The sequence below is a fragment of the Halomonas sp. C22 genome (assembly GCF_007655045.1).
In the GTDB taxonomy this organism is placed as follows: domain Bacteria; phylum Pseudomonadota; class Gammaproteobacteria; order Pseudomonadales; family Halomonadaceae; genus Vreelandella; species Vreelandella hamiltonii.
This window is the reverse complement of sequence record NZ_VBVC01000002.1, coordinates 86258-107085: the sequence shown is the minus strand read 5'-3', so window position 1 is coordinate 107085 and position 20828 is coordinate 86258. Positions and strand designations below refer to the sequence as shown.

Below are 20828 nucleotides of genomic sequence, written 5' to 3'. Positions count from 1 at the left end.
GGCGTGGGCCTGATACAGAATATTCTAGCGGTTATCGTGGTATTGGGCCTGCTGGTCACGTTTCACGAGTTTGGCCACTTTTGGGTGGCGCGCCGGTGCGGTGTGAAGGTGCTGAGGTTCTCGGTCGGTTTCGGCAAGCCGCTGTGGTCGACGGTGGACCGCCACGGGACCGAATTTGCGGTGGCCGCCATTCCTTTGGGTGGCTACGTGAAAATGCTCGACGAGCGCGAAGCGCCGGTCCCTGAAGATCAGCTGGACCAGGCGTTCAATCGCAAGACCGTCTGGCAGCGTATCGCCATCGTGGCGGCGGGCCCCATCGCCAATTTCCTGCTGGCCATCGTGGCTTATTGGGCGCTGTTCGTGGCCGGTACCACCACGGTGGCGCCGATTGTCGGGCCGGTCACGCCCAACTCGCCAGCGGCCGAGGCCGGCTTGCCTCAGGGCAGTGAAATTACCGCCATCCAGGGCGATGCCATGCGCTCCTGGGAAGAGATCAATTTGAAGCTGGTGTCGATGATCGGCTTCAATGGCGAGCTGGAGATCGAAGCGCGTCCGGAAGGCAGCAGTGCCTCGCGTGCGTATCAACTGCCGATCAGCCGCTACATGGTTCGCCAAGACCCGCCGCAACCGCTGGAAACGCTGGGCTTCGTGCCGTGGCGGCCTGATGTCCCTGCCGTGCTTGGGCAGGTGCTTGAGGGGCAGGCAGCGGCCGAGGCTGGCCTCCAGCCGGGAGATCGTATTACGTCGTTGAACGGTGAGCCGGTTCGCGACTGGATGCAGTTCGTCGAGATCATCCGTGACAGCGCAGGCGAAGCCCTTCGCGTGGATTACCAGCGCAACGGTGAATCCGGCACGCTCACCATGACCCCAGGTCGCAATACGCTGGAGAGTGGCGTCGAGGTTGGGTACATTGGGGCAGGTGCCGAGCCGGTCAACTGGCCTGACGAGCTGCTGCGCGACATTCGCTATGGACCCATCGAGGCATTGGGCCAAGCGTTGTCACGTACCGGTGACATGGTCGTGCTCACGGTAGATGCCATTCGTAAAATGCTGGTGGGGCTGATTTCGCCCTCCAACCTGTCGGGGCCCATCACCATCGCGCAAATCTCCGGAGATTCGGCGCGTGCGGGCACCGAAGCCTTCGTCAGCTTTCTGGCGTATCTGTCGATCAGCCTGGGTGTGCTAAATTTGCTGCCTATCCCCGTGCTCGACGGTGGTCATTTGCTTTACTATTTTGTCGAGGTGCTGCGCGGGCGACCGGTATCCGAGCAGACACAAGCAATAGGTCTTCGCATAGGGCTGGCCATGGTAGGCACCCTGATGCTGATGGCGCTCTATTTTGACTTGATGCGCCTGTGGTAATAACGCGTGTAGCGCGTGGATGGCTTGTCATCTGCCTGCACAAATGTATATGGTGCCTGTCTCAACGACAGGCAGACCAACGCGAGCGAACTGACTGCATGAAAATCAAGACCCTTGGAATGGCGGCACTCTTGCTGGCGGGCGCCAGCGGCGCCCAGGCACAATCCTTTGATGTTTCGGACATTCGTGTGGAAGGACTACAGCGGGTATCCGCCGCCTCGGTCTTTAATGCGTTTCCTGTCAGTGCCAATGATCGCGTCGATGAGCAGCAGCTGGCCGCCGCCGCGCGTGACCTTTTCGCCACCGGCCTGTTCGAGGACGTCTCGCTGGCCCGCGAAGGCGATGTTCTGGTCATCCAGGTCGTCGAGCGTCCCACCATTGCTCGCCTGAACATTACCGGCAACCGTCAGATTTCCGATGACGACCTGCGTAATGGCCTGCGCCAGTCCGGCCTTTCCGAAGGGCAAGTGCTGCAGCTCTCTACCCTGGACGACATCGAGCGTGAACTGGAAGGGGTGTACCAGGCGCAGGGCCGCTACAGTGCCAGCATCAATGTCGCCGTGGATGAAATCGATGAAGGCCGAGTGCAGGTCAACATCGATATCAACGAAGGTGAAGTGGCCAAGATTCGCCAGATCAATATCGTGGGCAACCGTGACTTCGATGACGACACGCTGCGTAGCGTCTTCGAGCTGAACGACCGCCCAGGACGTTTCTTTGGCTGGTTCTCGCGGGACGAGTACTCCCGAGAAGCGCTCTCGGGGGACATCGAGCGCCTGCGCTCTTTCTACCTCGACCGTGGCTATGTCAACTTCGACGTGACCTCCACGCAAGTCTCGATTGGGCCTGAAAAGTCCGAGATCTTCGTGACGCTGAACATCGACGAAGGCACCCAGTATCGGGTCGGCAACATTCGGTTTGCCGGAGACCTGCAAATCAGCGAAAGCGAAGCGCGCAACCTGCTGCAGGTCAGCAGTGGCGAGATTTTCTCCCGTGGCGACGTCAACGCCTCTACGGAAGCCCTGCGTCAGCGCCTGGGGGCCGAAGGCTTTGCCTTTGCCGAGGTGCGCGGTATCCCTGAAATGGCCGGTGACGGTGAAACGGTCGATCTGGTGATCGCCGTGGACCCAGGCCAGCGTACTTACGTGCGTCGTATCGAATTCTTTGGTAACACCACCACGCAGGATGAAGTGTTGCGCCGTGAAATGATTCAGTTGGAGGGCGCGCCTGCCTCCACGGAATCCATCACCCAGTCGCGCCAGCGTCTGGAGCGTCTTGGCTTCTTCAGCCAGGTGGAAGTCGACACTCAGCCCGTGCCAGGGCAGCCTGATCTGCTGGACGTGACCTACAACGTCGAAGAGCAGCCGTCTGGTTCGGTCTCGGCCAGCGTCGGTTTCTCGCAGAGCGCCGGGGTGATCTACGGCGTCGGCCTGGCCCAGAACAACTTCCTGGGTACCGGTAACCGCGTCAACATCGGCGCTCAGCGCAGTGACACGTTCACCAGCGTGAACTTTGCCTTTACCGACCCGTACTGGACCCTGGACGGTATTTCACGGGGCTATAACGTTTTCTATCGCGAGACGGACTACGCCGACTCCGATATTTCCACGTTCTCCACCGACGCCTACGGCGCGGGCATCAACTTCGGTTACCCCATCAGTGAGCTGTCGCGGCTCAACTTCGGGGCGAGCATCGAAGACATCACCGTCAAGACCTACTTCGATACGGCCTCTGAAATTCGCCGTTACGTAGAAGATGAGGGTGACAACGCTCAGAGCCTGAAGCTGACCGCCAGCTGGACCCGCAACAACCTGAACCGCGGTATCATGCCGACGGCAGGTAATTACCAGCGTCTCTCGCTGGAAACCGGTGTGCCGGGCAGCGATGCGGAGTACTACAAGGTTCAGGCCCGCGCGCAGCAGCTCTTCCCGATCAACGACGATGAGACCTGGGCATTCAAGTTCAGCGGTAACCTGGGCTATGCCGATACTCTGGCCAGCAATGACCCTTACCCCTTCTACGAGAACTTCTATGCAGGGGGCCTGGGCTCGGTGCGTGGCTTCACGTCCAATACTCTGGGGCAGCGCACCACGCCCGCCCGCGAGGGTGCACGTGACCGTACCCTCGGGGGTAACGTGCTGGTTCAAGGCAGCGCAGAAGTCCTCTTCCCGATGCCGTTCGTCGAGAACCAGCGCTCGGTACAGCCTTCGCTGTTCCTGGATGCCGGTAATACCTTCCTGAGCTCCTGCTATGACGTGCTGGAAGAAGACGCGGGCCGCCAGCGTTGCAGTTCCGGCGTGGATCTGGGCGATTTACGCTACAGTGTGGGTATTGGCCTTTCCTGGCTGACGCCCGTGGGTCCCTTGACCTTCAGCATCGCAGAGCCGTTAAACGATGAAAGTGGCGATGATACGCAGTTCTTCCAGTTCTCGCTTGGCCAAACGTTCTAATTCAAGGAGTGTCATGATAATGCGTAAACTGACCGCCGCTGTGTGCCTGTTCGGGGCCATGACGCTACCCGCCTACGCGGCTGAAGTCGCTGTACTGGATTGGCGCGCAGCGCTGATGAACACTCAGTCGGCACAATCCTCGCTGAGCCAGTTGGAAAGCCAGATTGGTGGCCAGCAGCGCGAAGCTCAGTCGCTGGGTAACGAGCTGCAGCAGCTGCAAACTCGCTTGCAGCAGCAGGGCGAGACCATGTCGCAATCCGAGCGCGATGCGCTGATTGCCGAGCTGCAGCAGAAGGGCAGCCGTTTCGAGCAGCTTCGTCGTGAAGTGATGCAGGCGCAGCAAACCTCCGAGCAGCAGTTCCTCGAAAGCGCCGAGTCGAAGCTCGAGCGTGCCGTCGAGCAGGTGCTGGAGCGTCACAACATCGACGTGCTGGTAGAGCCGCAGGGAGTGCTGCACTCTTCGACGGATCTTCCCAACGTGACCAACGAGGTCACGCAGATTTTTGATTCGCTGAACTAATTCATGACCGTGGGTGCGGCGCTCGTTGGCCGCACCGCTGCTTTCCTGGGCTCCCATGACGCACGCTTCTCAACACCTCACCCTAGCCGATATCGCACGTCACTTGGACGTTGATTTCGAGGGCGACGCCGACCAGCCAATTCGTGGCCTGGCCACCCTCAAGGAAGCAACGCCCGATCAGGTGGCGTTTCTTGCCAATCGTGCGTATCTCAAAGACCTGGCCACCACGCGTGCAGCCGCCGTTCTGCTGCATCCAGAGCACGGCAAGAATTGCCCCGTGCCGCGGCTGGAAATGAGCAACCCCTATCTTGGCTATGCCAAGCTGTCGCAGCTGTTTGACCCGTTGCCTGCGCGTGATGTCCCGGGTATCCACCCGAGTGCCATCGTGGCGGAAGATGCCACCTTGGGCGAGGGTATCTCGATTCAGGCCAATGCGGTGATCGAGTCTGGCGTGGTGCTGGGGGATCGCGTGGTGATTGGCGCAGGCAGCGTGGTGGGTGCCGACAGCCGATTGGGCGACGATACTCGGCTGCACGCCAACGTGACGGTGTGCCACGGTGTCATCGTCGGGAAGCGCGCCATTTTGCAAAGCGGCTGTGTGATCGGTGGCGATGGTTTCGGCTTCGCTCATGATGGTGCCGGTTGGCACAAGATCGCTCAGTTGGGCGGCGTGATTCTCGGCGATGATGTCGAGGTCGGCAGCTGTTCGAGTATCGACCGTGGTGCGTTGGGTGATACGGTCATTGGCAATGACGTCAAGATCGACAGCCAGGTGCAGATCGCCCATAACGTCACGATTGGCGACCACAGCGCCCTGGCGGGCTGTGTAGGCATTGCGGGCTCCACCAAAGTGGGCAAGCACTGCATGCTGGGTGGCGGCGTTGGCCTGTCGGGTCATCTGACCCTGTGCGACGGGGTGCAGGTAACGGGCATGAGTCTGGTCACCAACTCGATTCATGAGCCAGGTGTCTACTCCTCCGGCACGGGCGCCATGAGCAACACTCAATGGCGCAAGAACGCAGTGCGCTTCAAACAGCTGGATGATATTGCCAAACGATTGGCGCGATTGGAAAAAAGCCAGCGAGAATCGTGAAGCAAACAAGGAATTCAAGGACGAGTGGCTTGAGGCTTGATAACAGCAAGTTATAATCCTCTGCCTTTTGGCCAGCAGGAGTGCTGGTACCTGCCTGACAGGGTTCAGGCGCTATGTCTATTTAGAGGTCGTTACGATGGTTATGGATATCAACGAAATTCGCGAATACTTGCCCCACCGCTATCCCTTCCTGCTGGTGGATCGAGTCACGGAACTGACCGTGGGCGAAGCCATCGTGGCGTACAAGAACGTAAGCATCAATGAGCCATTCTTCAATGGCCATTTTCCGCATCACCCCATCATGCCGGGCGTGCTGGTCGTCGAAGCACTGGCGCAAGTGTGTGGCATTCTGGGCTTCAAGACGGTCAACAAGCTCCCGGCAGATGGCTATGTCTACTATCTGGTCGGCAGCGATAACGTACGTTTCAAGCGCCCGGTCATGCCGGGTGACAAGCTGACGCTGGAAGCCAACGTCATTCGTGGCAAGCGCGGCATCTGGAAATTTGCCTGTCGCGCCACGGTGGACGGCGAGCTGGCGTGTGAAGCAGAAATCATTTGTGCCGAGAGGAAGGTGGCTTGATACATCCTACTGCACTGGTCGACCCCACGGCACGACTGGCCGATGACGTCGAGGTCGGCCCTTTTAGCGTGATCGGGCCCGATGTCACCATCGGCGCCGGTTCCGTCATCGGCCCCCACGTGGTAATCAAGGGGCCTACCGTGCTCGGCGAGCGCACGCGTATTTTCCAGTTTGCCTCGGTGGGTGAAGATTGCCAGGACAAGAAGTACGCCGGTGAGCCGACGCGGCTGGTCATGGGCGACGATAACGTGATCCGTGAAGGGGTGACGCTGCACCGTGGTACGGTGCAGGATCGCAGCGAAACCACCATCGGGTCGCGCAACCTGTTCATGGCATACGTGCACGTTGGCCATGACTGCGTGATCGGCAACGACTGCATCCTGGCCAACCAGGTCACCCTGGCAGGGCACGTGACGCTGGGCAACCATGCCATTCTGGGCGGGCTCTCGGCGGTGCATCAGTTCTGCCATTTTGGGGACCATGCCATGGCGGGCGGTGGCTCGATCATCACCAAGGATACCCCGGCGTTCGTCATGATCAACGGCAACCCTGCCGAAGCGCGTGGCCTGAATCTGGTCGGCCTCAAGCGCCGTGGCTTCAGCCGCGAGGCGATTGCCGCCCTGACCACTGCTTACAAGCTGGTCTACCGCCAAGGGCTGACCGTCGAACAAGCTGTCAGCGATATGCGCAGCCGCTTCGACCTGCCGGAAGTCGCGCAGTTTGCCGACTCCATCGAGCGCTCCACGCGCGGTATCGTGCGCTAATACACCTCAACTGGCTGTCTTGTCTCCATGACACTGCAACGCGTATACCTTGTGGCAGGCGAACTCTCTGGCGATATTCTGGGCGCGGGGCTCATGCGTGAGCTACGCGCCCGGTTTCCTGACGTGGAGTTTCGCGGGATGGGCGGGCCACGCATGGAAGCTCAGGGCCTGCAAAGCCGCTTTCCACTGGAAACGCTATCGGTGATGGGGCTGGTCGAGGTGCTCAAGCACCTTCCCGAGCTGATTCGCGTACGCCGTACTCTGCGGGAAGACGCGCTGGCCTGGCAGCCGGACATCATGATTGGCATCGATGCGCCCGATTTCAACACGGGGCTGGAGAAACAGCTGCGGAAAGCGGGCGTGACCACGGCCCATTACGTCAGCCCTTCTGTATGGGCTTGGCGCCAGGGGCGGGTCAAGAACATTGCCAAGGCCGTGGATGGCATGCTGACGCTGCTGCCCTTCGAGGCCGACTTCTACCGTCAGCATTGCGTGCCGGTGGCGTTCGTGGGCCATCCCCTAGCGGATGAGCTGCCCTTGGTCAACGACCGTCAGGCGGCCCGTGAAGCATTGGGCTTAAAGCTCGACGGGCCGGTGTTGGCGCTGCTGCCGGGCTCCCGTGGCAATGAAGTCCGCTTCATGGGAGCGACCTTCCTGGCGGCGGTCACGCTGCTTTGCCAGCGCCATCCTGGCCTGCAGGTCGTGATCCCTGCGGCGACAGCCCAGCGGCATCGGGAGCTTGCCGAGCTGCTGTCCGGCTATCCCGCATTGCATCCGTCGGTAACGCTGCTGGACGGCCAGGCAAGAGAGGCCATGGTGGCCAGCGATGCCGTGCTCCTCACCTCAGGTACGGCCGCTCTCGAAGCGATGCTGTGCCACCGGGCCATGGTGGTGGCCTACAAGATGGCGCCCGCAACCCATTGGCTTGCCCAGCGGCTGGTCAAGACGGCCTGGATCTCCTTGCCCAACTTGATCGCCCAGGAGAGTGTGGTTCCCGAGCTGATTCAGCACGCCGCCTCGCCGGAGGCCATTGCCCTGCAGGTGGGCGAGCTGCTGGAGGGTGCTTCCACCCGTCAGGCGCTGGAAGAGCGCTTTGCCGCCATGCACGCCGCGCTACAGCGCAATGCCAGCCAGCGTGCTGCCCAGGCCGTGGCGGCGCTGGCGGCGGGGCAGCCGCTGGAGGCCGTCACGGATGGCCATTGATTCCAGTGATTATCCCCCGCTGGTAGTGGCCTACACCGGCCCCTACCTGGCCGGTGTGGATGAAGTGGGGCGTGGCCCGCTGATCGGCAGCGTGGTGGCGGCGGCGGTGATACTCGACCCCCAGGCGCCCATCGAAGGGTTGACCGATTCGAAAAAGCTCACGGCCCGCAAGCGGGAGCAGCTGGACGTGCAGATACGGGAGCGGGCATTGGCCTTTGCGTTGGCCGAGGCCAGCGCCGCCGAAATCGACACGCTCAACATCTATCATGCCACGCACTTGGCCATGCGGCGCGCCATCGATGCCCTGATGCCCGTCGCCGAATACCTGCTGGTGGATGGCAACCGGCTACCGGGGCACGCCTTGCCGGGCCAGGCCGTCGTCAAAGGCGATGCGCGCCACCCTGCGATTGCCGCCGCCTCGATTCTGGCCAAGGTGGCCAGGGACGCACAGATGGCCGCGCTGGATTTACGCTATCCTGAGTATGGTTTTGCGCGCCACAAGGGCTATCCGACCAAAGAGCACTTGGCGGCTCTGGAAGCCCATGGCCCGCTGGCCGAACACCGCAAAAGCTTTGCACCGGTACAGCGTCAGTTAGCGCTGCTGTAGCGCTGCCTTTTTTCATTTGCGCTTTATGCTGAGAGTCTCATGACGGTTCCGTTCGTTCATCTTCGTTTGCACAGTGAATACTCCCTGGTCGATGGTCTGGTCAAGCTCAAGCCGCTGGTCAGTACCACCGCTGAACGGGGGATGCCCGCGCTGGCGCTGACGGACGAGACCAACCTGTTTGGCCTGGTGAAGTTCTACAAGGCGGCGCAAGGGGCGGGGCTCAAGCCCATCATCGGCAGCGACCTGTGGCTGGCCAATCCCCACGATGAAGCGCACCCGTATCGCATTACGCTGCTGGCCATGAACCAGGACGGCTATCGCAACCTCACCGAGCTGATCTCCAAGGGGTGGACCCACGGGCAGCGCCAGGGGCGGGCGATTCTCGACAAGCAGTGGGTACTGGCTCAGAGCGACGGACTGATTGCGCTGTCCGGCGGCCGCGATGGCGACATTGGCCGTCATTTGCTGTCGGAACACGATCGTGAAGCGCGCCAACTGCTGGAGGAGTGGCAGCAGGCATTTCCCGACCGTTTCTACCTGGAGCTGGTGCGCACAGGGCGGCCGCTGGAGGAAGCCTGCGTGCACGCCAGCGTCAAGCTGGCCATCGAGACCAACACGCCGGTGGTGGCCACCAACGACGTACGCTTTCTGGCCCGCGACGATTACTGGGCCCATGAAACCCGTGTTGCCATCGGGGAAGGCAAGGCGCTGGACGATCCACGTCGCGAGCGCCGCTATACCGAAGAGCAGTACCTGAAAAGCCCGGAAGAGATGGCGGCCCTGTTTGCCGACATTCCGGAAGCGCTGGAAAACAGCGTGATGATTGCCGAGCGCTGCAGCGTGGATGTGCGCCTGGGCGAGATATTCCTGCCGGAATTCGGCATCCCCGAGGGCATGACCCAGGATGAGTTCTTCCGCCAGGTCTCCCATGACGGCCTGACCGAGCGGCTCGACTTTCTGTTTCCCGCCGAGGAGTACCCCCGCGACGGCGACGCCTTCCGTGAGATCGAGCAGCGCTACCGTGACCGCCTGGAGTTCGAGCTCAACGTCATCATCCAGATGGGGTTTCCAGGCTACTTCCTGATCGTCATGGACTTCATCCAGTGGGCCAAGGACAACGGCGTGCCCGTTGGCCCTGGGCGGGGTTCCGGCGCGGGCTCGCTGGTGGCCTACGCCCAGAAGATCACCGACCTGGACCCGATTGGCTACGACCTGCTGTTCGAGCGCTTCCTCAACCCCGAGCGTGTCTCGATGCCCGACTTCGACGTCGACTTCTGCATGGAGAAGCGCGACCGGGTCATCGACTATGTTGCCGACCGCTATGGCCGCAACGCGGTCTCCCAGATCGTCACTTTCGGCACCATGGCCGCCAAGGCCGTGGTGCGTGACGTGGCCCGTGCCCAGGGCAAGCCGTACTCGCTGGGGGACAAGCTCTCCAAGCTGATCCCGTTCGAAGTGGGCATGACGCTGGCCAAGGCCATCGAGCAGGAGCCCGCCCTCAAGGAGTTCATCGACAACGATGAAGAGGCGGAAGAGATCTGGGAAATGGCCCTGAAGCTGGAGGGCACCACCCGGGGCACCGGCAAGCACGCGGGGGGCGTGGTCATCGCGCCCACCAAGCTGACCGATTTTTCGCCGCTGCTGTGTGACGAGGATGGCGCCGGGCTGGTGGTGCAGTTCGACAAGAACGACATCGAAGACGCCGGGCTGGTGAAGTTCGACTTCCTGGGGCTGCGGACCCTCACCATCATCGACTGGGCGCTGGAGATGGTGGACAAGGTGCGCGATGCAGCAGGCCAGGGCCCGCTCAATATCGATGCCATCCCGCTGGACGACGGCAAGACCTTCGAAATGCTCAAGCGGGCAGAGACCACGGCGGTGTTCCAGCTCGAATCCCGCGGCATGAAGGAGCTGATCAAGCGGCTGCTGCCCGACTCCTTGGACGACATGATCGCCCTGGTAGCCCTGTTCCGTCCGGGCCCGCTGCAGTCGGGCATGGTGGATGACTTCATCAACCGTAAGCATGGCCGGGCGGAAGTATCTTATCCACACCCGGATTACCAGCATGAACTGTTGAAACCGGTACTGACGCCGACCTACGGCATCATCCTGTACCAGGAACAGGTCATGCAGATTGCCCAGGTGATGGCGGGCTACACCCTGGGCCAGGCGGACATGCTGCGCCGGGCCATGGGCAAGAAAAAGCCCGAAGAGATGGCCAAGCAGCGCTCCGGTTTCATGGAAGGCTGTGCCGCCAACGGTATCGACAAGGACCTGGCGGGCAACATCTTCGACCTGGTGGAGAAATTCGCCGGTTATGGCTTCAACAAGTCGCACTCGGCGGCCTACGCGCTGGTTTCTTACCAAACCGCATGGCTGAAGGCCCACTACCCAGGCCCGTTCATGGCGGCGGTCATGTCCACCGAGATGGACAACCTGGACAAGGTGGTACCGCTGATCGAAGAGTGCCGCCACCTGAAGCTCACCGTGACACCCCCGGATGTCAACGTGGGTGGCTACAAGTTCACCGTGGATACGGAAGGCCGCGTAGTTTACGGCCTGGGGGCTATCCGGGGTGTGGGCGAAGGCCCGATTGGTGCCATCGTCGAGGCGCGCAATGCCGATGGCCCCTTCAAGGACCTGTTCGATTTCTGCCGCCGTATCGACCCCAAGCGCATGAACAAGCGCACCCTCGAAGCGCTGATTCGCTCCGGGGCGCTGGACACCCTGGGCCCCAACCGTGCCGTGCTGGCGGCCGCCATGGAAGACGCCCTCAAGGCCGCCGCCCAGAACCATGCCAACCAGAATCTGGGCATGCTGGACATGTTCGGGGACGCGTTTGCTGCCGAAGAAGAGGCTGGGGATGTGTACGCCGAGTACCGCCATGCCCGGGAGTGGACCGACCGCGAGCGTCTTTCGGGGGAAAAAGACACCTTGGGGCTTTACCTCACCGGTCACCCCATCGATGAGTACGAGCGCGAGCTCAAGCGCTTTGTCTCTACGCGCATCAGCGACCTCAAGCCGTCCCGCGAGCCCCAGCGGGTGGCAGGGCTGGTGGTGGCCATGCGCACCATGAAGTCCAAGCGTGGCGACACCATGGCCTTCATCACGCTGGACGACCGCACCGGGCGTATCGAAGCGTCGCTGTTCGGTGAGCTGTTCGACCAGTTGCGCGGTCAGATCGAGTCGGATCAGGTCATCATCGTCGAGGGAGAAGTCTCCAGCGATGACTTCTCGGGCGGGCTGCGCCTGCGCGGCAAGGACGTCACCCCGATGGTCACCGCCCGGGTGCGCTATGGCCAGGCCGTGGAACTGGCGCTGGATGCCGGGCAGATCAATGGCCGCCTGGTGGATAGCCTGCGCGACAGCCTTGCGCCTTACCGGGATAGCGAAGGCCTGCCGGTGAGGTTGCAGTATCGCCATCCGGACGCCGTAGGGTGGCTGGAGCTGGCCGATGAGTGGAAAGTGGCCCCCAGCGACGACCTGCTGCTGGCCCTGCGTGACGTTCAGGGCCAGGTGGGGGTTCAGCTACGCTATCGCTGAGCCCTTGCGTGGTGGGGTCAGGGTGCGATAATGGCCCCAACCGAGATGCGTTTTGACAATGCCTTTTTATGACAGGCAGCTTACAGGCAGAGCCGATGAATCCAAATTATCTTGATTTTGAACAGCCCGTTGCCGAGCTCCAGGCAAAGATCGAAGAGCTGCGTCTGGTCAGCTCCGACAGCCAGGTGAACCTCTCTGACGAGATTGCTCGACTGGAAGAGAAAAGCCGCAAGCTGACGGAGTCGATCTTCAAGGACTTGACCCCCTGGCAGGTTTCCCAGCTATCGCGGCACCCGCAGCGCCCCTATACGCTGGATTACCTGGAGTACATCTTTACCGACTTCGACGAGTTGCACGGTGATCGCAACTTCGCCGACGACGCGGCGCTGGTCGGTGGCGTTGCTCGTCTGAACGATGCGCCGGTCATGGTCATTGGCCATCAGAAGGGCCGCGACGTCAAAGAGAAAGTGCGCCGCAACTTCGGCATGCCGCGTCCGGAAGGCTACCGCAAAGCGTGCCGGTTGATGGAGATGGCCGAGCGCTTCAAGATGCCCATTCTCACCTTCATCGACACTCCTGGCGCCTACCCCGGCATCGATGCCGAAGAGCGTGGCCAGTCGGAAGCCATCGCCTATAACCTGGCCGTCATGTCGCGGCTGAAAACGCCGATCATCTCTACGGTGGTCGGGGAGGGTGGCTCCGGTGGTGCCCTGGCGATTGGCGTGTGTGACGAGCTGCACATGCTGCAGTACTCCACCTACTCGGTCATCTCGCCGGAAGGCTGCGCCTCCATTTTGTGGAAGAGTGCCGAGAAGGCCTCCGACGCGGCTCAGGCCATGGGTATCACGGCCGAGCGCCTCAAGGAGCTGGGGTTCGTGGACTCGTTGATCAAGGAGCCGCTGGGCGGCGCCCACCGTCATCCCGTCACCACCGCAGAGCGGGTCAAGGAAGCGCTGACGGCAAGCCTCGATCGGCTCCAGGCGCTGGACCATGAGGCGCTGCTGGAGCGCCGCTACGCACGCTTGATGAGCTATGGCGCCCCTGCCGCCTGACGCACTGCTTGCGCTGCTCGACGACGCCCTGGCGGAGACCCCGCCGGGGCGTTGCGTTTGGGTGGCGCTCTCGGGCGGACTGGACTCCTCGCTGCTGCTGACTCTGGCTGCAAGGGCCTGCCAGCTGCGTGGCCGCAGCCTGCGTGCGCTGCACGTTCACCATGGTTTGCAGCCTGCCGCCGCCGACTTCGAAGCCCACTGTACAGCGCTTTGCCAGCGGCTCGGCGTCCCGCTCAGCGTGGCGCGGGTCAGCGTCGAACCGCAGGGGGAGGGTATCGAAGGCGCTGCCCGGCGGGCGCGCTATCAGGCCTTTTTCGAGTACCTCGCCCCCGGCGACACGCTATGGCTGGGCCAGCATCAGGATGATCAGGCAGAGACCTGGCTGCTGGCAGCGCTGCGCGGAAGCGGTATTCGTGGGTTGGCTGGCATGCCTTGGCGCCGTGAGTGGCAGGGGCGTGTACTGCTGCGCCCGTGGCTGCGCGTTCGGCGAGACCAGCTGCGCGAGGCTGCCCGGCACGAGGGGCTGGCGTGGTGCGAAGACCCTACCAATCAGGATACCTATTACGATCGCAACTACCTGCGCCACGCCGTGCTGCCCGTGCTCGGCCAGCGTTGGCCCGGGGCCGCCCGGGCGTTGGCCCGCAGTGCCGCCTGGGCGGGAGAGGCCGATGGGCTACTGGCCAGCTACGCTGCCGATGAGCTGGCCGGTTTGGCGCTGTCGCCCGGGTGTATCGACGCCCATGCCCTGGCCGCGCTGCCACTCCCTCGCCAACGGCTGCTGGTGCGGACGCTGTGCCAGCAACACGGGTTACCGACGCCGCCACAGGCGCGGTTGGCCAGCCTGCTGGACCAGTTGCGTGCTGCCGCTCAGGCGTGCGTGCACATCACATGGCCCGGGGCAGAAGCGCGGGTATGGCGGGGCGGGCTTTACGTGATGGCTCCGCAGGCACCGCTGGATGGCTGGCAGGCGGTGTGGGATGGCCGAGCAGGTCTGACGACGCCGCTGGGCACGCTGGCGCTCGAGGTAGCAACGGAAGCACAGGATGCGGCTAGCGCCTCATTCGTGCTGCGCGGGCGTCAGGGCGGAGAAGCGCTGGTGCTGCCGGGGCGTGGCCGTCGTGACCTGAAACGCTGGTTGCAGGAGCAGTCGATCCCCCCTTGGGAGCGTCAGCGGCTGCTGCTGGTGATGGAAGGAGAATGCTGCCTGGCCATATTGCAGCCGCCTGCCAGAGTGCTCTGGCAGGCGGCGGGGGTGACGGTGCGGTATCCTGACTAGCTGACGAGCGTCAGCACGAAACCCGCCCCCGCAATATGCCCCTGCTCTTGCTCCAGGTCGGTGCTCAGCAGGGTAGGCTCATCGCTCTGGGGGAGCGTGATCACCAAACCTTCGCCGCTGTCATCGACCACGATGTGTGGCAGCGCCGGAGGGCTTTCGGGCCGAGAGTGATTGAGCAGAACCGCCAGACGCAGCAGGCGAGCCAGCTTGCCCGCCGTGGGCTGTTGGGATGCGGGCAGTGCCTGCCACTCCTTGAGCGGAAACTTGCGTCGATGGGCGCGCACCAGAAAGGCCAGCAAGCGCTGTTCCGGGCGTGAAAACCCGGCCAGGTCCGAATGCTCCAGTAAGTAAGCGCCGTGACGATGGAACTGGCTATGGGAAATGGCGAGCCCGATCTCGTGGACATGGCTGGCCCAGTTCAGGAAATGTCCCTGTTCGTTGCTCAACCTCCAGGAGGACTGGAGTCGTTTGAACAGCCGCCCAGCGGTGTCGGCCACGTTCTCGGCTTGCCGGGTATCCACATCGTAGGTGCGCTTGAGCAGCTCCAGGGTACGCGAGCGAGTGTCTTCGGCACTGTTGCGCCCGGCCATGTCATACAGCACGCCTTCCCGCAGCGCGCCATCGGCAAAACGCATCTGGTGCAGGTCGAAGGCTTCGAAAACGGCATTGAGAATGGCGATGCCCGCCGGGAATACCCGGGCGCGGTCTGCCTTCAGGCCATCCAGCTCGACCTTGTCCAGGTGCTTGCACTTTACCAGCCGCTCTCTGAGCTTTTGCAGGCCGCTGCGGGTAATCACCCCTTCCTGGGGCGCATCGCCGTAGGCGAACAGAACGCTGGCGGCAGCCTTGATCGTGCCGCTGGAGCCCACCGGGTCATCCCAGCCCAGGCGCTGGTAAGGCCGCTGGATATTGGCCAGTTCCGAGAGTGCCGCCAGCTCGGCGCGGCGCATGCGCTTTTCGGTAATCTCGCCATCGGCAAAAAAGCGCTGGCTGAACGTCACGCAGCCCATGCGCAGGCTCTCCAGCGCCTTGGGCTCGAAGGCTTCACCAATGATGAATTCCGTGGAGCCCCCGCCAATGTCGACGATCAGGCGGCGGCCGTTCTCGGCCAGGGCATGGGCGGCACCCAGATAGATCAGTCGGGCCTCTTCACGCCCCGCAATGATTTCAATGGCGTGGCCAAGCTGGGCTTCGGCGCGTTCGATGAAGTCCTGGCTATTGTGGGCGTCGCGCAGCGCGTTGGTGCCCACCACCCGCAGGTTGGCACTCTCTATGTCGGTCAGGAAGGGCGCAAAGCGGCACAGGCAATCCAGCGCCCGCTGCATGGCGGCTTCGCTGAGGTAGCCATTAGCATCCAGGCCTGCAGCAAGCTGCACCTTCTCACCCTGCCGGGCAACGACTTGCAGCCGCTCGTTCTGGTAGTTGGCAACCAGCAAGTGAAAGCTGTTGGAGCCCAGGTCAATGGCGGCCAGGCGCTGAGGGGCAGCGCTGTCTACTTCGCTGTTAGGCGCATCGGTGGGGAGCGAAATGTCCTTGGGCATGAGCTATCCTTCAAGTTGGCTATGCCAAGGTTGCGGCGCCCTCTGGCTATTGTCAATTGCCAAAGGCTTGCGTTTGTCGCGGGGCTTGACTACCATCGGGTAACTGGCCTGATCCGAGTTGGCTTGTACGTCCAGACAAGCGTGTTGACTCGGCACCCCGAGCAAGACGTATTCCGATGGCATCAGCCAGATGTCCAAGTCGTCAGATAACCTACCCTCACGCCCAGCGGTCACCAATTACGGCTAATGGCTACATCATGGCCGACGCGACTGCCCATACTTATCAATCGAGCGTGTGCCTGGATGGAGTCTGAACGCATCACTCGGCGCTTTGCCCTAATGACTTAGGCCTCGCCTCCTGTCTTATTCCCGGCGCTCGTCGCCCAGCTTTCATGAGCAATTTTCTAACACACCGATGAATCTCACTGAACTCAAGCAAAAAACCGTTCCCGAGCTGCTCGATATTGCCCGCGAGATGGGTATCGACAACCTCGCCCGTTCGCGCAAGCAGGACATCATTTTCGCCATCCTCAAGAAACACGCCAAAAGTGGCGAGGACATCTATGGCGACGGTGTACTGGAAATTCTTCAGGACGGCTTTGGCTTCCTGCGTAGCGCGGATAGCTCGTACCTCGCCGGACCGGACGACATCTACGTCTCGCCTTCACAGATTCGTCGTTTCAATCTGCGCAAGGGCGACTCCATTTCTGGCAAGATCCGTCCGCCGAAAGAGGGTGAGCGTTACTTTGCCCTGTTGAAGGTGAGTCAGATCAACTTTGACCGCCCGGAAAACGCCAAGCACAAGATTCTCTTCGAGAACCTGACGCCGCTGTTTCCCACCGAGCGTCTGCGCATGGAGATCGGCAACGGCTCCACCGAAGATCTCACCGCACGTATCATCGACCTGACCGCCCCCATCGGCAAAGGGCAGCGTGGTTTGCTGGTGTCGCCCCCCAAGGCGGGTAAGACACTGATGCTGCAGAACATCGCCACTTCCATCACGCGTAACAACCCCGAGTGTCATCTGATCGTACTGCTGATCGATGAGCGCCCGGAGGAAGTCACCGAGATGTCGCGCACCGTGCGTGGCGAAGTCGTGGCCTCGACGTTCGATGAGCCGCCGGCGCGTCACGTTCAGGTCGCCGAAATGGTCATCGAGAAGGCCAAGCGGCTGGTCGAGCACAAGAAAGACGTGGTGATTCTGCTCGACTCCATCACCCGTCTGGCGCGGGCCTACAACACCGTGGTGCCCAGCTCTGGCAAGGTACTGACCGGTGGTGTCGATGCCCACGCGCTGGAGAAGCCCAAGCGGTTCTTTGGTGCGGCGCGTAACATCGAAGAGGGCGGCAGCCTGACGATCATCGCCACGGCGCTGGTCGACACCGGCTCCAAGATGGACGAAGTCATCTTCGAAGAGTTCAAGGGTACCGGCAACATGGAAGCCCACCTGGACCGCAAGCTGGCCGAAAAGCGCGTCTTCCCGGCCATCAACATTCGTCGCAGCGGCACGCGTCGCGAAGACCTGCTGGCGTCGGAAGACGAAATGCAGCGCATGTGGATTCTGCGCAAGCTGCTCAACCCGATGGAAGATACGGCCGCGACCGAGTTCCTGATCGACCGTCTGAAAGATACCAAGACGAATCTGGAATTCTTCGAGGCAATGAAGCGCCGTTAAGGCGCTGCATTGTGGCGCCACCCGCTACGCGGCGACTGATATCCGGGTTGAGGAGAGGACCTTGAAGTACAACGACTTGCGCGATTTCATAGCAGCGCTGGAAGCTCAAGGTGAGCTCAAGCGCATTACCGCCGAAGTTGACCCCTACCTTGAAATTACCGAAATCTGTGACCGTACGCTGCGTGCCGGTGGCCCGGCACTGCTGTTCGAAAATGTCAAAGGTCACGACATGTCCCTGTTGGGCAACCTGTTTGGTACGCCCAAGCGTGTTGCGCTGGGCATGGGGCAGGAGTCGGTAGAAGCCCTGCGGGAAGTCGGCAAACTGCTGGCGTTTCTGAAGGAGCCTGACCCGCCCAAAGGGCTGAAAGATGCCTGGGAGAAGCTGCCGATCTTCAAGCAGGTGCTCAGCATGGGGCCGAAGAACGTCAAACGCGCCCCGGTCCAGGAAGTGGTCTACGAAGGTGACGACGTAGACCTGGACCGTCTGCCCATTCAGCACTGCTGGCCGGGTGATGCAGCGCCGCTGGTGACCTGGCCGCTGGTGATCACCAAAGGGCCGCACAAGAAACGTCAGAACCTGGGGATCTACCGCCAGCAAAAGATCGGCAAGAACCGGCTGATCATGCGTTGGTTGTCTCATCGTGGGGGCGCGCTGGACTTTCTGGAATTCCAGAAGGCGCATCCTGGCGAGCCCTTCCCCGTGGCCGTGGCCCTGGGGGCAGACCCCGCCACGATCCTGGGGGCGGTCACCCCGGTGCCCGATTCGCTCTCGGAGTACGCGTTTGCCGGGCTGTTGCGCGGGTCGCGCACCGAGCTGGTCAAGTGCGGCCATGCCGAGCTGGACGTGCCTGCCTCCGCCGAAATCATGCTGGAAGGGTTCATCTACCCCGACGACATGGCCCCGGAAGGCCCCTTCGGCGACCACACCGGCTACTACAACGAAGTAGACCGGTTCCCGGTGTTTACCGTGACGCGCATGACCATGCGCCGCGACGCGATCTACCACTCTACGTACACGGGGCGTCCTCCCGATGAGCCCGCCATTCTAGGCGTGGCGCTCAACGAGGTGTTCGTGCCGATCCTGTGCAAGCAGTTCCCCGAAATCGTCGATTTCTACCTGCCGCCGGAAGGCTGCTCCTACCGCATGGCGGTGGTCACCATGAAGAAGCAGTATCCGGGCCATGCCAAGCGGGTGATGATGGGGGTGTGGAGCTTTTTGCGTCAGTTCATGTACACCAAATTCGTGATCGTGCTGGACGACGATGTCGATGCCCGTAACTGGGAAGACGTCATGTGGGCAATCACCACCCGCATGGACCCGGCCCGGGACACGGTGATGGTCGAGAACACCCCCATCGATTACCTGGACTTTGCCTCGCCGGTTTCCGGGCTGGGCTCCAAGATGGGCCTGGACGCCACCAACAAGTGGCCCGGGGAAACCGACCGAGAGTGGGGAACGCCCATCGTGATGGACGATGCCATCAAGACCCGCGTCGACCAGCGTTGGGAAGAGCTGGGTATCGATATTCCCCTGCCCGCACCGCGACACGGCTAGTGCTGCCGTGGGACTGAACGATTTGCCAAAAAGAGGCTTTCATGAGCGTTAATACGTCAACGTGTAAAACGCTGACCTGCCAGGTGACCGCCGTTGAAGATCTCACCCCCGATGTCTTCAGGGTGGCGCTTGCCGGACGCGCAGAGGCAATGCAGCATGCGCCCGGCCAGTACCTGGAACTCAAGCTGGACGACGATACCTGGGTGCCTTTCTCGATTGCCAGCGCCGACCGCGGCGACGGCACCTTGGAACTGCAGATCCAGCACTGGCCCGAGCGCGAGAACTCCCGTCGGTTACGCCAGTTGCTACAGGTAGCCAACCAGTTGACCGTACGCCTGCCCAGCGGTGTCTGTGTGCTGGATGGGCAGAGTGAGCGCCCCTTGCTGCTGATCGCCGCAGGAACCGGGTTCGCGCAGATGAAAGCCATCGTCGAGGCGGCCCTGCGTGACCAGCCACAGCGGCCGATATCGCTGTGGTGGGCAAACCGCGAGCACCGCGACCTGTATGCCGAAGACCTGGCATGCCAGTGGGCTCAGCAGGCCGAGCAGCTGTCGTTTCATGCGGTGACCGAGTTTCCGCTGACCGAACCTCTCGCTGCTGGCGAGCGTATTCACCACCACCAGGGGCGGGTAGACCTGGTGCTGGAGAGCCAGTTGGTGAAGGCGCTGGAAAAAACGCTGGGCACGCCGGAAAGCTGTGATATTTACCTCTCTGGTTCGCCGGGCATGGTGTACGCCTGCGTCGATGTGCTGGAGCGGCTGGGCGCGAGCAGTGAGCGTATGTTCTCGGATGTGTTTGCCTACGCTCCACGCCCTCACTAGAATGATCCACCGACGTAAGCAATAGAGCGGCAAGAGCCGCCTGTAGACCCTTGACGAGGAGGCTATATGGCCCATCATGATGAAGACTTCAAAGATGAATCCGGACTGCTGCCTATCGTGCTGGGCATCGTCGTGCTGGTCAGCATGAGTGCGCTGCCCGCCACCATCGGCTGGATTCAGGCCTTCAGTAACTGAGGCTGCCGCTGGCCTGGCGGGCAGGCCAGCCCCTTGAACGGAAAATCTTGCATGAAGAACCTCGAATGGCGGGTTGCCATTTGGCGTTTTGGCAGGCAGGATTAAGCAGTATCGTCGTTATGACTTTTCATGAGGAAGCCGCCATGCATCATGCTGCGTGTTCAGACCGCCGCCAGCGCCAACCGGAAACGGTGGCGAGCGCGTGGGCGAATACGTCGCTGAGCGTCGCGTCTTCCCAGTCCGTTTGTTATGCAGCGTATTGGTTTAGCCAGGGTGTGCCGCTGGCCGACGCCTGATGTCGGGCCGGCAGGCACACCGCACAGGTGACCTGCCGCATGCAAAAAAGCCTCGGTGGGGTAACCCACCGAGGCTTTTTTCGTTTTACGCTGCGGTCAGCCAGGCTGGCCTGAACGGGCCACGGGTTTTCATTCAATGCAACACAGGAGCTGCACCATGTCTTACCGCAACCGCGCAATCGTTAGCCCCCAGGCCTTCCGTCATATCGGTTATGGCTATGGCTGGCGATTTAGTGACGCGCGGTCGGTGCAAGCTGCCACCTCCGATCGTGCTTGCCTGGGTGGCAAGGAAGAA

General features: G+C 61.9%; 16 protein-coding genes. 15 read left to right on the top strand and 1 reads right to left on the bottom strand.

All coding sequences use genetic code 11. From position 1 onward, the window contains the following. Nucleotides 1-3 precede the first annotated feature (3 nt). The 11 genes from rseP to tilS all read left to right on the top strand — a co-directional run bounded on the left by rseP (nucleotide 4) and on the right by tilS (nucleotide 14450). Nucleotides 4-1362 carry an RIP metalloprotease RseP gene (gene rseP / locus FEU76_RS03730; RefSeq protein ID WP_039175238.1) on the top strand — a complete coding sequence of 453 codons (1359 nt, stop codon included), beginning with the start codon at nucleotides 4-6 and terminating at the stop codon, nucleotides 1360-1362. Between the two features lie 98 nt (nucleotides 1363-1460). Then, complete coding sequence (gene bamA / locus FEU76_RS03725) at nucleotides 1461-3812, top strand: outer membrane protein assembly factor BamA (protein WP_373294982.1); 2352 nt, start codon at nucleotides 1461-1463, stop codon at nucleotides 3810-3812. Nucleotides 3813-3831: 19 nt separating this feature from the next. Next, a complete protein-coding gene (locus FEU76_RS03720; RefSeq protein WP_039175240.1) occupies nucleotides 3832-4332 on the top strand; it encodes an OmpH family outer membrane protein in 501 nt (166 codons plus the stop codon). A 55-nt stretch (nucleotides 4333-4387) separates the two neighbouring features. Further along, on the top strand, nucleotides 4388-5425 hold the full coding sequence (gene lpxD / locus FEU76_RS03715) for a UDP-3-O-(3-hydroxymyristoyl)glucosamine N-acyltransferase (RefSeq protein ID WP_039175343.1): 1038 nt from the start codon (nucleotides 4388-4390) through the stop codon (nucleotides 5423-5425). Between the two features lie 136 nt (nucleotides 5426-5561). Next, nucleotides 5562-6005: a 3-hydroxyacyl-ACP dehydratase FabZ gene (gene fabZ / locus FEU76_RS03710; protein WP_026001844.1), complete on the top strand. Its 444-nt coding sequence runs from the start codon at nucleotides 5562-5564 to the stop codon at nucleotides 6003-6005. Continuing rightward, nucleotides 6002-6769 carry an acyl-ACP--UDP-N-acetylglucosamine O-acyltransferase gene (gene lpxA, locus FEU76_RS03705; protein WP_039175241.1) on the top strand — a complete coding sequence of 256 codons (768 nt, stop codon included), beginning with the start codon at nucleotides 6002-6004 and terminating at the stop codon, nucleotides 6767-6769. Before fabZ ends, lpxA begins: the two co-directional genes overlap by 4 nt. 27 nt (nucleotides 6770-6796) lie before the next feature. Further along, entirely contained in the window at nucleotides 6797-7972 is a 1176-nt protein-coding gene (gene lpxB, locus FEU76_RS03700) for a lipid-A-disaccharide synthase (RefSeq protein ID WP_144980473.1), read from the top strand. Further along, entirely contained in the window at nucleotides 7962-8579 is a 618-nt protein-coding gene (gene rnhB, locus FEU76_RS03695; RefSeq protein ID WP_144980470.1) for a ribonuclease HII, read from the top strand. Before lpxB ends, rnhB begins: the two co-directional genes overlap by 11 nt. Nucleotides 8580-8618: 39 nt before the next feature. Beyond that, nucleotides 8619-12122, top strand: coding sequence for a DNA polymerase III subunit alpha (gene dnaE / locus FEU76_RS03690; RefSeq protein ID WP_144980467.1), 3504 nt, complete (start codon nucleotides 8619-8621; stop codon nucleotides 12120-12122). Nucleotides 12123-12217: 95 nt separating this feature from the next. Next, nucleotides 12218-13174 (top strand): acetyl-CoA carboxylase carboxyl transferase subunit alpha, encoded by a 957-nt coding sequence (gene accA / locus FEU76_RS03685; protein WP_039175245.1) that lies wholly within the window; start codon nucleotides 12218-12220, stop codon nucleotides 13172-13174. Beyond that, nucleotides 13155-14450 carry a tRNA lysidine(34) synthetase TilS gene (gene tilS, locus FEU76_RS03680; protein ID WP_144980464.1) on the top strand — a complete coding sequence of 432 codons (1296 nt, stop codon included), beginning with the start codon at nucleotides 13155-13157 and terminating at the stop codon, nucleotides 14448-14450. The genes accA and tilS overlap by 20 nt, the downstream gene beginning before the upstream one ends. On the opposite strand, the gene ppx is transcribed toward tilS, so the two are convergent. Next, complete coding sequence (gene ppx, locus FEU76_RS03675) at nucleotides 14447-15991, bottom strand: exopolyphosphatase (protein WP_144980461.1); 1545 nt, start codon at nucleotides 15989-15991, stop codon at nucleotides 14447-14449. The two genes, tilS and ppx, sit on opposite strands and share 4 nt — an antisense overlap. 415 nt (nucleotides 15992-16406) lie before the next feature. Between ppx and rho the strand changes: the two genes are divergently transcribed. The 4 genes from rho to FEU76_RS18680 all read left to right on the top strand — a co-directional run bounded on the left by rho (nucleotide 16407) and on the right by FEU76_RS18680 (nucleotide 20237). Beyond that, a complete protein-coding gene (rho, locus tag FEU76_RS03670; RefSeq protein ID WP_016915030.1) occupies nucleotides 16407-17666 on the top strand; it encodes a transcription termination factor Rho in 1260 nt (419 codons plus the stop codon). Nucleotides 17667-17727: 61 nt separating this feature from the next. Continuing rightward, nucleotides 17728-19221 carry a 4-hydroxy-3-polyprenylbenzoate decarboxylase gene (gene ubiD, locus FEU76_RS03665; RefSeq protein ID WP_039175248.1) on the top strand — a complete coding sequence of 498 codons (1494 nt, stop codon included), beginning with the start codon at nucleotides 17728-17730 and terminating at the stop codon, nucleotides 19219-19221. 41 nt (nucleotides 19222-19262) lie between these two features. Beyond that, entirely contained in the window at nucleotides 19263-20042 is a 780-nt protein-coding gene (locus FEU76_RS03660) for an FAD-binding oxidoreductase (protein WP_144980459.1), read from the top strand. Between the two features lie 66 nt (nucleotides 20043-20108). Then, complete coding sequence (locus tag FEU76_RS18680) at nucleotides 20109-20237, top strand: hypothetical protein (RefSeq protein WP_016915027.1); 129 nt, start codon at nucleotides 20109-20111, stop codon at nucleotides 20235-20237. Nucleotides 20238-20828: the final 591 nt, after the last annotated feature.